8 protein-coding genes are annotated in these 13,185 nt (G+C 61.9%); 3 read left to right on the top strand and 5 right to left on the bottom strand.

Annotated elements, in window-relative coordinates; all coding sequences use genetic code 11:
* Nucleotides 1-336 precede the first annotated feature (336 nt).
* Complete coding sequence (locus VKR55_RS10960) at nucleotides 337-834, bottom strand: hypothetical protein (protein ID WP_324402760.1); 498 nt, start codon at nucleotides 832-834, stop codon at nucleotides 337-339.
* An 854-nt stretch (nucleotides 835-1,688) separates the two neighbouring features.
* Between VKR55_RS10960 and VKR55_RS10955 the strand changes: the two genes are divergently transcribed.
* On the top strand, nucleotides 1,689-2,309 hold the full coding sequence (locus VKR55_RS10955; protein ID WP_324402758.1) for a hypothetical protein: 621 nt from the start codon (nucleotides 1,689-1,691) through the stop codon (nucleotides 2,307-2,309).
* Between the two features lies 1 nt (nucleotide 2,310).
* Complete coding sequence (locus VKR55_RS10950; protein ID WP_324402756.1) at nucleotides 2,311-2,859, top strand: hypothetical protein; 549 nt, start codon at nucleotides 2,311-2,313, stop codon at nucleotides 2,857-2,859.
* Between the two features lie 623 nt (nucleotides 2,860-3,482).
* Here the strand turns inward: VKR55_RS10950 and VKR55_RS10945 are convergent.
* The 4 genes from VKR55_RS10945 to VKR55_RS10930 all read right to left on the bottom strand — a co-directional run bounded on the left by VKR55_RS10945 (nucleotide 3,483) and on the right by VKR55_RS10930 (nucleotide 12,356).
* Nucleotides 3,483-4,508 carry a TIR domain-containing protein gene (locus VKR55_RS10945; RefSeq protein WP_324402754.1) on the bottom strand — a complete coding sequence of 342 codons (1,026 nt, stop codon included), beginning with the start codon at nucleotides 4,506-4,508 and terminating at the stop codon, nucleotides 3,483-3,485.
* A 54-nt stretch (nucleotides 4,509-4,562) separates the two neighbouring features.
* Nucleotides 4,563-8,360: a vitamin B12-dependent ribonucleotide reductase gene (locus VKR55_RS10940; protein WP_324402752.1), complete on the bottom strand. Its 3,798-nt coding sequence runs from the start codon at nucleotides 8,358-8,360 to the stop codon at nucleotides 4,563-4,565.
* Between the two features lie 844 nt (nucleotides 8,361-9,204).
* Nucleotides 9,205-11,439 (bottom strand): CHASE3 domain-containing protein, encoded by a 2,235-nt coding sequence (locus VKR55_RS10935; protein WP_324402750.1) that lies wholly within the window; start codon nucleotides 11,437-11,439, stop codon nucleotides 9,205-9,207.
* A 278-nt stretch (nucleotides 11,440-11,717) separates the two neighbouring features.
* A complete protein-coding gene (locus tag VKR55_RS10930; RefSeq protein WP_324402748.1) occupies nucleotides 11,718-12,356 on the bottom strand; it encodes a BA14K family protein in 639 nt (212 codons plus the stop codon).
* Between the two features lie 152 nt (nucleotides 12,357-12,508).
* On the opposite strand from VKR55_RS10930, the gene VKR55_RS10925 reads away from it, so the two are divergent.
* Nucleotides 12,509-12,919, top strand: coding sequence for an NADH:ubiquinone oxidoreductase subunit NDUFA12 (locus tag VKR55_RS10925; RefSeq protein ID WP_324402746.1), 411 nt, complete (start codon nucleotides 12,509-12,511; stop codon nucleotides 12,917-12,919).
* Nucleotides 12,920-13,185: the final 266 nt, after the last annotated feature.

The raw sequence follows: 13,185 nt of genomic DNA, 5'->3' as shown, positions 1-13,185 counted from the left end.
AGCTCGATCGCAACCATGCGCGCCCGCCTGATCAAAGCCCTCATCAAAACCTTGCCGCAATGTCCGTGCTGCGGCGCCCGCGCAGCATCGAACAGACGTAGACGCCCATGACGCAGTAAGATTAGCGCCAGCGTAACCCGCCGATCATCATCAACAAAAGGGCGGATTACGCCTTCCGCCTTCGCTCGTTGAGCTACGGCGGACGCGGTCGGCTAATCTAATCCGCCTTACTTGCTACGAGCTTCGGGCTCGCGAAGTGTCGTAGCCAGCGCGCACCCCTGCAAAGAAAAGGCGGCCGCTCGGGCCGCCTTTTTTCCTTCTTCGTGTCGAAAGGAATTACTGGCAGGGATGTTGCCGGCCGTCCGGTCCCTTGAACGTAGCGCCGGGCGTGCAGGCAAGGTTGTTGCGGCTGGCGTAGGTCTTCCAGTCGTGGCCGCCATAGCCGTAGCCATAGTAGTTGTTATAGCTGTTGTCGTAGTAGCTGTTGTTGTCGAAGGCTCGGAAGGGGGCAGTTGCGATCGCCCCCGCGGTCGCGACGGCGCCGCCCACGACATCGCCCGCCACCTCACCGGGTCCGGCAGGCCTGCGATAATACTCTCTCCCACTCGGCACGGCCGCATTGGCGTTACGGATCCGCTCGCTGCGGTAAGTCGCGTGACGCTGGCCTTTGGCGAGCGTTTGAGATCCCTTGGTCTGGGCCTGAGTGTACTTCGCATGCTTGGCCATTGTACCCTTGGCCATCGTACCTTCGGCCATCGCCGGGCTCGCGAGCATGGAGGCGGCAATGGCCGCGGTGCCTAGGATGGCAAGACTTGCAGTGTTCAGTCTCGTCATTGGACGCTCTCCCTTTTCTGTGATTTGTGACCGGGGCAAGCACGGAGAACCGTCGGATGTTCCGCGCGGCTTCTCAAACCGATGTGATCGGGCACGCAAGTTCCGGGAACCAGTCAAAATCCGGAACAGCAAGCGGGTGGGGGAAGCGACTCGTCCGCAAGTAGCTTATCGACGAGCGACGACGGAGGCATAACCCGCCGACCTTTCATATGTGAGTGGCGGGTTACGCTCCTCGCGTCTCGGCCGGCTCGTTGTCGAGCGCGTTGCCAACAAAGACAAACAGCTCCGCCCACCAACTGGAAGCAGTGCTGCCCTGGAATTACGTTTAACAGCAGTCCGCCTACTGCTTCACGCCAGAGCCGAGATCGGCGCCGTGATCGGTTTCCACCGCGGGCCGTGCAGGTGAACTTGCAATCCAATCAAGCGACCAAGGCTATGCTTAGAAAGCTAAATAAAACACCTGCCGCGCCCGCTGCGAAAGGGCCCCAGATATTAGGGTCTGCAGAGCCGGTCGTAGTTTCACGCATTTGGGCATTCTCTGCGACACTCATGGCATCAGTCTCCAGCTAGAGTGGCGGACCATTCCGCCGACACATTCGCTGCTACCCCAATGCCCTGGCCCATCCTGTGACACTCATCACCAAACGGCTGTTTGAATACCGTGCATTCACGGCTCCGGAGATTGCGGATCACCTGGTAGGCGAGGTTCGTCAGCGCGAGGAGCGCAAGCGGGCTCGACGTACACAAACGTCTGCGCTACCATTGGTTGTTTCGAGAAATGGGAGGGGAAGAAAATGGCATGCTTCGGCAGTTCGAAGAGGCGAAGATTCGGGCGGCTATACTGGCGTAGTCGGTTGAAAACCGCTTTCAGTGCTCAGCGCACAGGTCTTTCGTTTCTTTTCCTTGGTTGCTCGCTGGCCTTGGTCCAACCGGCACCTGCCTTCGGACAGGAAAAGCAATGTGAATGCAAGTTTGCCGATCCCAAATGGGAGGCATTCGGCACAAAGGCTGCATGTTCTGCCTTCGTAAGGAGAGCGAGGACGTCGTGCGAAATTTCGTTCGGCGGGCTTGGTACCGATCCGAATGTTGCACGAAGCGTTTTGGGCGCACCTCCAGATTACCAAACCAAGATTATCGACATACTTAGAACCTATCTGGAGTTGCTCGAGAAGAACGACAGGGGCGCCTTGGCGAACCCTCAATTCCTTAGCGCAGCGCTCCCCATTTTCATGCGCGGCGCTTATTTTCGTGGTCCGCAGGACTCAGCCACCCTTGCAGGTACTAAGCGAATGGATGCAGCGATTACGGGATTCTTGGACAAATACGCGACTGATGTGAGTCAGGTCTTTGTGGGAAAAAAAGACTCGTTCTCGACCAACATGGGGGAAACGAAGTTCGAGGTTGGTAAGGGGTACGTGGTAGTCAATGACCCTGCTGGTGAGTTGATCACAAGCTATATGCCCGGGGAGCAGTAAGTTGGCTCAGTTCACGGGATGTCTGTTTCTGGAGTGGGGTTGGGGCTTCTTGATCCTAATTGGCATCGGGGTCTTGCTCTTTGTCGGCGCGCTAGTGCTTCTTATCAAACTTGTAGGTATGCCGCAGGCGCAGCTGGCGGGATCGGGAGATGGGGAACAGGCGGGATCGGGAGACGGGGAAGTTGAGGCGAAAGGCCTTACACTAAGAGGACCCTTGGTGAGGGTCGTGCTGATTGTGGGCGCGGTCGTCGTCATTGTGTACTTCATATCCAAAGGCTACGACGGCTTTAAGGACAGTTACTCTGTAGCTTGGGATTCGCCCTCTGATGGCGTCGAATTGCAAACGCTGCGGGATAAGTTTCAGGGCGATACGCAGGCCACGATTGTCATCAATGAGCCGGCGAAGAAGTTTTCGGTCATCGGAAGTTATGAAGGAGCTTGCGTGCAGGACATGTTTACTTCGATATGCCGGAAATATGCGCCGAAGCTTTCTTGCAGCACATTGTGGCTTAAGCGCACCCTTGTCGTCGATCTAGCTCAAGCGAAATGATCGCCAGTTGCAATCGCTCAAGGCGCAGGAGCCTCAATTGAAGCGCTCTGAACGCAGCCGACTCCTACGCGGCGCAATATCGGCGAATAAAAATAGGAACGCCATGCAGCAGAACATGACTGCGATGGCATAAGTCCCTTCGGATGCCATCAGAGCGGCCGTAAGCGCGGCCAGCCCAGCCATTTCGGCGCGCCATCCCCCAAGGAACCAACCGCCTGCAAGCCACGCTAGCATGGCAAATACTATCGAAAAGAACGCCTTGGGTGGTCCTAGGAGGTAACCCGCGATTCCGCCAGCCGCAGCAATAGCGGCAAGGCTTAGGATGGCCATGAGTGCCAAGCCCAACCGCTCTTTGCCTGGAGGAAGACGTTCGGGTCTCGTCCTGACCATTGATGATTTCCCGAATGTCGGGCGACAATTCGTTGCCTGAATTTACGCTACATTCGAAGGCGCTAACAGCCAACTTTGATTCCCTTGGTTCGTTCCAAAGGTTCCTCCGCTGGAGCTTCGCACCCGCCGATCGGACTTAAACAAATGGCGGACCCGGCCAACTAGTCCGCCATACGGGCTAGAGGGCTCTGGTTCAGGACAGGACAATAGGAGCTTCACCCTTCACGCCGATCTCAGCGACCTGCGCGCAGAGCGGCGGCATCGATCCAGAGGCCGATGTTCTTATGTCCCTGCTGTCCGACGTAGTCGTAGATGGAAGTGACAGCCGATAAGGGTACAACCTCGCCCTCAACGGGCGCCTGCATGTACTTCGGTACCGGTACGGGGTTGATGAACTTGCTGTACTTTTGCCATTTCCCCTGCCAGACGACCTGACCGTATTGCAGCACGTACTGCCCCACACGCTCATATAGGTAGTAAGTACCCCGCTCGGGGCAGCCCACGCCGATGAAGTCGAGCGGGTTGTCACCATGCGCGTCTGAGGTCAATCGCTGATGATGGCGCAGGCCGTTTATATGGACTGCGAGCAGACCTTTCTTGTCAATCACTGAGCGGGCGATCTCGTATCTAACCCATGGTCGGCTCCACGTTTCGGCCCCCACCAGAACGCAGACCACAGAAGCGTGCTCCATGCCTTGGCGGATCAGGTCCTTTAGCCCTTCGGGGTTCTTGCGCTGCACGGACTCCCACAGGCTGCGATCATAGAACTGGCGATTATCTTCTCGACCGGGGCAATCGATCTTCCAGGCGTTGCGTACGTTATTGACCCGGATGATGTCCGCGTAGTGGAAGGAGAAGAATCCCTTCCGCTTGACCGGGGCCGGTTCATAGGGCGGCGCTGGCCTTGTGGGTGGCGCTACGCTGTCGGCAAGTGAACCGAAAGCGCGCGCCAGTGGTGATGGTGACGCCAAGGACGGAGGTTGGGACGCGATCACCTTGCCAAGAGCAGTAACAGGTTGAATGGGAGGAGGTGGAAAGGAGGCCGATCTTTCAGAGGGGCCGATAAATCCGAAGGGCAACGAATATGGGTTGGCGTTGACCGCCGGAACCACTGCACTCAACAAGCCGGAAAGCGTATCGGTTGTGGGGCTCGAAGGAGGCGTTGACGCCGTAGAAATGAGGTCCAATAGACCGCGCGGCGTGTGGCCTAGCGCGCTCAACAGGCCGGCGTTTTTCAAGTCGAACGGATTGTCTGCCATCAGACCATTCTCTCAAAAACGCCGGCCGTTATTAATCATCTTCCTTCGCCTACCTCACGAACACCCCGTCGTGCTCCCACACGTATCGCACTTCATGCAGGTGCCGTTCCGGACCAGCGTGAAATTCCCGCACTCCGAGCACATCTCGCCTTCGTAGCCTTTGGCTCTGGCTTCGGCGCGGCGTTCGGCTTTGCTTGACATCGCGCCGGCGCTGCCGGCCTTGCTCCACTGCATGGCCGCGAGCTTCTCGGTCGGCGAGAGGTCGTGGCTTGTTTCCTGCTTCAGCGCGACGGCGCCTTCGATGGTGTCGGAGACGCGGCCTTGCGCGCCCTGACCATGGAGAGCGGTGACCCTGCCCCCCCCTCCCTGACCCTCATTGGGGGAGGGAACGTTGGCGCCGCGCATCACCACAAGATTGTCCGTGCGCGAGCGGGTGAGGCCCTTCGATAGATACTTGGTCGCCTGCGCGGGGCCGGCCTGGCCCTCGTCCGGCTCCTTGCCTTCCGCGACGCCCTTGCCGAGCGCGTCGAAGCCGCTCTCGTTCGGATCGACATGGGCGAGGTCGAAGCGCGACATGTAGCTCACCGCAAGCTCGCGGAAGACATAGTCGAGGATCGAGGTCGCGTACTTGATCGAGTCGTTGCCCTGCACGGGGCCCGCCGGCTCGAAGCGGGTGAAGGTGAAGGCGTCGACATATTCGTCGAGCGGCACGCCGTATTGCAGGCCGAGCGAGACCGCGATCGCGAAGTTGTTGATGAAGGAGCGCAGCGCCGCGCCTTCCTTGTGCATGTCGATGAAGATCTCGCCGAGCCGGCCGTCGTCATATTCGCCGGTTCGCAGATACACCTTATGCCCGCCGACCACCGCCTTCTGGGTGTAACCCTTGCGGCGATCCGGCATCTTCTCGCGCTCGCGCATCACGACGATGCGCTCGACCAGCTTCTCGACGATCTTCTCCGAGACCTGCGCGGCGCGCGCCGCCATCGGCTTCTCGTAGAGCGCCTCGACCGCATCGTCCTCGTCCTCATCGTCGGCGATGAGCTGCGAGTTGAGCGGCTGGGACAGTTTCGAGCCGTCGCGGTAGAGCGCGTTGGCCTTCAGCGCGAGCTTCCAGGAGAGCAGGTAGGCGGACTTGCAATCCTCCACCGTGGCGTCGTTCGGCATGTTGATGGTCTTGGAGATCGCACCCGAGATGAACGGCTGCGAGGCCGCCATCATGCGGATGTGGCTCTCGACCGAGAGGTAGCGCTTGCCGATCTTGCCGCAGGGGTTGGCGCAGTCGAACACCGGATAGTGCTCGGCCTTGAGATGCGGCGCGCCCTCGACCGTCATCGCGCCGCAGATGTGCACGTTGGCGGCCTCGATCTCGCGCCTGGTGAAACCGACCGCGGCGAGCAGGTCGAAATTCGGAGCAGCCAGCGCCTCGGCGCCGATGCCGAGCTGGTCGCGGATGAAGTCCTCGCCAAAGGTCCACTTGTTGAAGGCGAACTTGATGTCGAAGGCCGTCGGCAGCGCCTTCTCGACCTTCGCGATCGCTTCGTCGGTAAAGCCCTTGGCCTTCAGCGTCGAAGCATTGATGCCGGGCGCGTTGGACAGCGAGCCGTGGCCGACGGCATAGGCCTCGATCTCCGCGATCTCGCTCTCGCGATAGCCGAGCGCGCGCAGCGCCTCGGGAACGGCGCGGTTGATGATCTTGAAGTAGCCGCCGCCGGCGAGCTTCTTGAACTTCACCAGCGCGAAGTCGGGCTCGATGCCGGTGGTGTCGCAATCCATGACGAGGCCGATGGTGCCGGTCGGCGCCACCACCGTCGTCTGCGCATTGCGGTAGCCGTTCTGCTCGCCGAGGGCGAGCGCGTCGTCCCAGGCCTTCGTGGCATGCGCGATCAGGTCGGCCTGCGGGCAGGAGGCATGGTCGAGCGGCACCGGGTTGACGCTAAGCGCCTCGTAACCGCTGCTGTTGCCATGCGCGGCGCGGCGGTGGTTGCGGATCACCCGCAGCATGTGCGCCGCGTTCTTCTTGTAGCCGGGGAAGGTGCCAAGTTCTGCCGCCATCTCGGCCGAGGTCTTGTAGGCGACGCCGGTCATGATCGCGGTCAGCGCGCCGCAGAGCGAGCGGCCTTCCTTGGAGTCATAGGGCAAGCCCATGGTCATCAACAGACCGCCGATGTTGGCGAAGCCCAGCCCCAGCGTGCGGAACTCGTAGGAGAGCTCGGCGATCGCCTTCGATGGGAACTGCGCCATCATCACGGAGATTTCGAGCACCAGCGTCCAGAGCCGGCAGAGATGCTCGTAGGCGTCGGCGTCGAAGCGGCCCCCACCCAACCCTCCCCCGCTTGCGGGGGAGGGAAGGGAGGGGGTGTAGAAGGTGAGCAGGTTGGCGGAGGCGAGATTGCACGCCGTGTCGTCCAGGAACATGTATTCCGAGCACGGATTGGAGGCGCGGATGTCGCCGGACGCCTTGCAGGTGTGCCAGTCGTTCATCGTGGTGTTGAAGTGCAGGCCGGGATCGGCGCTGGCCCAGGCGGCGTAGCCGATCTTCTCCCAGAGGTCGCGCGCGCGAAGCGTCTTCGTCACCTTCTTGGTGGTGCGGCCGATCAGCTTCCACTCGCCGTCGGTCTCGACCGCGCGGAGGAAGTCGTCCTTCAGCGATACCGAGTTGTTGGAGTTCTGCCCCGAGACGGTGAGGTAGGCTTCCGAATCCCAGTCGGTGTCATAGGTGTCGAACTGGATGTCCTTGTAGCCTTGTTTGGCAAACTGGATCACCCGCTTGATGTAGTTGTCGGGCACGAGGTTGCGGCGCGCGAGTTTTATTTCGCGGCGGAGCGCCGGGTTCTTCTCTGGGTCAAAGCAATCGTCGCCGGAGCCTTCGCAGTTCACGCAGGCCTTCATCACGGCTTTCAGATGCTTCTGGTTGATCTTGGAGCCGGTGACGAGGGCTGCGACCTTCTGCTCCTCCTTCACCTTCCAGTCGATATAGGTCTCGATGTCGGGGTGATCCACGTCGACCACCACCATCTTGGCCGCGCGGCGCGTGGTGCCGCCCGACTTGATCGCGCCGGCGGCGCGGTCGCCGATCTTGAGGAAGCTCATCAGGCCGGACGAGCGGCCGCCGCCGGAGAGGCGTTCGCCTTCACCGCGCAGCCGCGAGAAATTCGAGCCGGTGCCCGAGCCATATTTGAACAGGCGCGCCTCGCGCACCCAGAGGTCCATGATGCCGCCCTCGTTGACGAGGTCGTCCTCGATGCCCTGGATGAAGCAGGCATGCGGCTGCGGATGCTCGTAGGCCGATTTCGACTTCACGAGCTTGCCGGTTTTCCATTCGACGTAATAGTGGCCCTGGCCGGGGCCGTCGATGCCGTAGGCCCAATGGAGCCCGGTGTTGAACCATTGCGGCGAGTTCGGCGCGACCATCTGCATCGCGAGCTGGTAGCGCAGCTCGTCATGGAAGGCGGAGGCGTCTTCTTCCGAAGAGAAGTAGCCGCCCTTCCAGCCCCAATAGGTCCAGCAGCCGGCGAGGCGATCGAACACCTGTTTCGAGGAGTGCTCGCCGATATAGCGCTCGTTCTCAGGCAGCGCGCTGAGCGCCTCGGCATCCGGCACGGAGCGCCACAGCCAGGAGGGGACGGTCTCTTCCTCGTCCTTCTTCAGGCGCGCGGCCACGCCGGCTTTACGGAAATATTTCTGCGCCAGCACGTCGCTGGCGACCTGCGACCAGCCTTCGGGGACCTCGACATTATCGAGACGAAAAACCACCGACCCGTCAGGGTTCTTGATCTCGGATGTCGTCAATCTGAAATCAATCCCTGCATAGGGTGACTGGCCGGATGTGGTGTTGCGACGTTCGATTCGCATTGGTCGTGCCCCGTACGTTCTTGACCGCAACCGCTCGACCGCGGCGCGGCTATTGTTGTTTCCTAGAGCGAACCTCCCGATCCGCCGGCTTTAAGTAGCCAGCGGGTTAGTTGCGTTCGCATGTTCAAGCCGGTGGATCCGGCCCTGTTTCTCTCAAGACGTGGGTCGACCCTTGATGGGATCGATCTCGTCCCGGCATGCCCCTCGAGCCCACCCCAAGGAACTTTCCTTTCGGATTGCTCCCCCTCGGGTTCAAAGACCATGCGCTCAACGCCCCAACGCAACATTTCGCACTTCATGCAGGTGCCGATTTGCACCAGTGTGAAGTTGCTACACCACGAGCACTTCGGCCCGTTTTGCGTCCCGGAACCCCCTCAAAATCCGGGCAGACAAACCCTCCCTCCGCGGCCAAACCGGCTTGGCAGAGTGATCAATTCAGGAGCCCTTTTGGGAGCGACCGGCGGGACCCAAACTCACTCGCGCCGAACAGGTCGAAAGCTAGGACGACTCCGTTACGCCCGTCAAGGATTAGTGCGAGTTCCTGAATCAAATACTAAATATGGTGGACAGGGCGGGATAACAGGGGGCAGTCGCGACCCTGTGATGGGGCCAAGTATCAGTGAGTCCTCAGGGAATCCCAACCGAAAAAATTGACTCTTGGCGTGTGGATTTCCGCTTCGCCCGCTGTTCACAGCCGAGGAATTTTTTCCACCCCCGCCATTGCCTTTTCGGGACTCACGTAGGGGTACGGGAGTCGTGAGGCAGGCAAGCCGGGAAGGTGGCCGCCGCGCGGCCGAATCGAGCAACGAGTCACCTCTCCCCGCAAGAGCGGGGCGAGGTGAAACTACTTTGTGCCGCCACCCAGCGCCTGGCGCACCATCTCGGCGAGCTCTTGCTTGCGGTAGGGCTTTGTCAGGAGCCGCACGCCGTCATCGAGCCGGCCGTCGTGGACGACGGCGCTGTCGGTGTAGCCCGAGGTGTAGAGCACCTTCAGGTTCGGCCGCTGTTTTCCGATCGCCTCGGCGAGCGCGCGGCCGCTCAAGCCGCCCGGCATGATCACGTCGGTGAACAGGAGATCGAACGGCTCGCCACGCGCGACGATCGCCATCGCGGCGCGGCCGTCATTGGCGGAGATCGTCCGGTAGCCGAGGCTCTTGAGCTGCGTGGTCACGAAATTGCGGACCAGCGCGTCGTCCTCGACGACGAGGATGGTCTCGGAGCCGCCCGCCGTCGCGGCTTGGCCTGCCGCCATCGCCTCAGGTTGCTCCTTCGCAGGCGGCAGATAGAGCCGGATCGTGGTGCCGACGCCTTCCTCGCTCTCGACGCGGATGTGGCCGCCGGACTGTTTGACGAAGCCATAGACCATCGACAGCCCAAGTCCGGTGCCCTTGCCGACCTCCTTGGTGGTGAAGAACGGCTCGAACACGCGATCGCGCACCTCGGTCGGCATGCCGCTGCCGGTGTCCGAGATTGCGAGCATCACATAGGCGCCCGGCTCAATGTCGGGATTGGCGGCGGCGTCGGCCTCGCCCAGCACGACATTGCCGGTCTCGAGCAGGAGCCTGCCGCCCTCGGGCATCGCGTCGCGCGCGTTGATCGCCATGTTGAGCACGGCATTGGCAAGTTGCGAGGGATCGATGTGAGCGGCCTTGACGTCCTTGCCGAGCACGGTCGCGATCTCGATCTGCTGGCCCAGCGTCGGGCGAATGAGCTTCGCGATATCGAGCACCGCCTTGTTGATGTCGACATTATGCGGCTGCAGCGCCTGCCTGCGGGCAAAGGCGAGCAGGTGCTTGATCAGCTCGCCGCAGCGCCCGGCGGCATCGTCGATCAGGCGGGCGACGGCGGCAAGCTCGGGCTGGTCCTTCAAGCCGGCCACCAGCATCTCCGTGGTGCCGGTGATGACGGTCAGCATGTTGTTGAAGTCATGCGCCACGCCGCCGGTCAGCTTGCCGATCGCCTCCAGCTTCTGCGCTTCCCGGAGCCTGCGCTCGGTGTCGCGCGAGGCGGTGATGTCGTGATAGACCAGCGCCGCGCCCTTGATCGCGCCGCCCTTTTCGCGGAGCGGCCGGCCGGAAACGACGAGATGGATCTGGTCGGCGCCGTTAAGCGGGCGGACGATGATCTCCTCCTGGTCGAACTGCTCGCCCCGCAGCACGCGCGGTGCCGGAAAATCCTCGATCCGCATCGGCGTGACGCCGTCGGCGTTCAGCACCGTGTTCAGCGCGCGCAGATCGTGCACGTTCATGCCGGGCTTGTAGCGCAGCATCTTTTCCGCCGCCGGGTTGGAGAGCAGGATCTCGCCCCTGGGATCGATCACCAGCACGGCTTCGGCCATGCCCTGGAAGGTGCTTTTGAGCACCGAGGTCGACAGCCGCAGCTCCTCGTGCGCGGCAGTGAGATGCTCGGTGCGCTCCGCCACCGCCGCCTCCAGCGACTGGTTGGCGGCCTTCCACGCATTGAGCGAGGCTTTGAGCTCGCGGCCCTCGCGGAGCAGCACTGCGACCAGAAGCAAGATCAGGCTCGCGCCGGCAAGATCGATGGATATCAGCACGACGCCGGTCCGCTGCGAAGTCGCCGTGCGCGCCGCGAGCAGCTTTTCCTCGCTCATGACCATGCGGTCGAGATTGTCGTTGAGCTGCCGCATCAGCCCGCGGCCTTCCGCGCGCGCAAACATCGCATCGATGCCGTTGGTGTCACCGGCCTTCTTGCGCTCGATCAGTTCGGCGCCGATGGCGAGCCGTTGCTTCGCCACCTCCTCGCTGCTTTCGGCCAGCTTGAGCTCAACGGGATTGTCGCGGGTCTTTTCCTTGAGTTTCGCAAAGGCGGGCGCGATCCGGTCGCGGACCTGCAAGAAATCGTCGAGGAAATTGTTGCCGCCGTTGAGGGCGAAACCGCGCGAGGCGCTTTCGGCCCGTTGCAGCAGAAGCCTGGCGTCGGCGATCCTGTTGATGACTTCCAGCGTGTGCGTGACCCAGGCCGCGTCGGATCGCGCCTTGATGTCGAGTGAGATCGAGGCCGCGCTGATGATGAGAAGAACCGCAAGGCCGACTCCAAGAATGACACGCTGCGGCAACATCAAGAGGTCTGTGCTTTTTTCGGGAGTGGCAAACCGTCGGTCTTGATCGACCATGGAACGGGGCGGCACTGATCGCGGCCCACTGACGGAGCTCACAAGGTTTTGGATATAGGGGAATCGCGCCGCCGGTCAATTTGCGTGAGGGACAGTGCCCACATGAGGTGCCGCATGAAACCTAATGCACGATAATCAACATATCGCCGGCGTAGTGGGCCATCGAAGCAAACGAGCGGCGCAGATGCACTGCGCCGCTCTCACTTGCTCAAGATCAGCTTTGCTTACGGGCAGGGATGCCGTCGGCCGTCATAGCCGAGATAGGTGCCGGTAGCCGGATCCCAGGACCTGTAGCGCTGCGCGCAGTAGCTTGCATCGGGCGCTTGCGGCGCCACGGCGACTTCGGGACCTGTGTCGTAGTAGTAGCTGTTGTCGGCGTAATAGTCCGGCCCGTAGTAGTAGGGCTCGTCATAATAGCCATAGGAGTCGGCAATCGCGCCGCCAACCACCGCACCGGCCACGAAGCCGGGGAAGAAGTGATGGTGATGGAAGCGGCCATGATGCCAGTAGCCACCGTTCCAGCCGGGGCGGCCGGCAAAGTTGCCGCCGCTGAACGTCGGCGCCGCCGCAATTCGCGCGGCCGGCACGCCGCCGCCTACAAAGCGCTGACCGCCGCCCACGAAGGCGCCGCTGCTCGGAGCGGCCGCAAACCGCGCGGCCGGCACGCCGCCGCGCATGCCGCCTCCGCCAACCGGCACGCCGCCGCCACCGCCGCCAATGCGCATGCCGCCACCACCGCCAATCGGAGCGGCGCCGACTTTTCCACCACCGCCGCCGCGAACCATTTGGGCGAAGCTGGCGCTGGGCACCGCCACCAGCAGGGCCAGCGCGGCAGCGCTCGCCAGAAGTCTTGAACGCGTCATGTTGCTCTCCATCCTGAAACGGGGTCGAGGGTCAAACCCTCAAGTGAGGTCAGACGTTCCCCAGCCTGCCGCGCGCCGCCCGACGTTACTGGACAATTCTGCGTGTGAATGGCATCAGGGGGACAATCTCAGGGCATCAGCCGGCGAGCCGCATGAAACAGTTTTTCCTTAAGATCTTCACCTGGTGGAATAGCCAGACCTTTGGCACCCAATTGTGGACGCGGCTCTACGGCGAGCTGGTCGGTGAGGACGAGCAGGGCAACCGCTATTATCGCACCAAAGGCGGGGCGATCGATCCGACGCTGCATTTCGAGCGGCGCTGGGTCATCTATAATGGCTACGCCGAGGCAAGCCGCATCCCTCCGGACTGGCACGGCTGGATCCACCATGTAGTCGATAGGCCGCCGACGGAGATCAAATACGTCCCCCGCGAGTGGGAAAAGCCGCATCGTCCCAACATGACGGGCACGCCGGACGCCTACCGGCCTTCCGGCTCGACGCTTGCCTCTGGTCGCCGACCCAAGGCGACCGGCGACTATCAGCCCTGGACGCCCGGCAGCTAAGGTCCGCCCGCATCGTTCACTGTTAAATAGAGAGAGGCCGCCAATTGAGGCGGCCTCGCGTTATCCGGCTACAACATTCATCTGGAAGCTCTCCCATCACGCCGCAGGGTATGGCCGCGCGCGCCATCGAGCTGCATGGTGGCCAAGTGGTCACAGATGCTTGTCAACCATGATATTTGGGCAACGCTCAAGTTGCAGGTCTTGGACGGTGCCTCGGTGCCAGGCCACGTTCCGCGAAGGCGCGGACATCTTTCGGAGGCCCGACG

The organism is Bradyrhizobium sp. (genome assembly GCF_035309285.1).
Taxonomy (GTDB): domain Bacteria; phylum Pseudomonadota; class Alphaproteobacteria; order Rhizobiales; family Xanthobacteraceae; genus Bradyrhizobium.
This window is presented reverse-complemented; position numbering and strand designations above follow the sequence as displayed.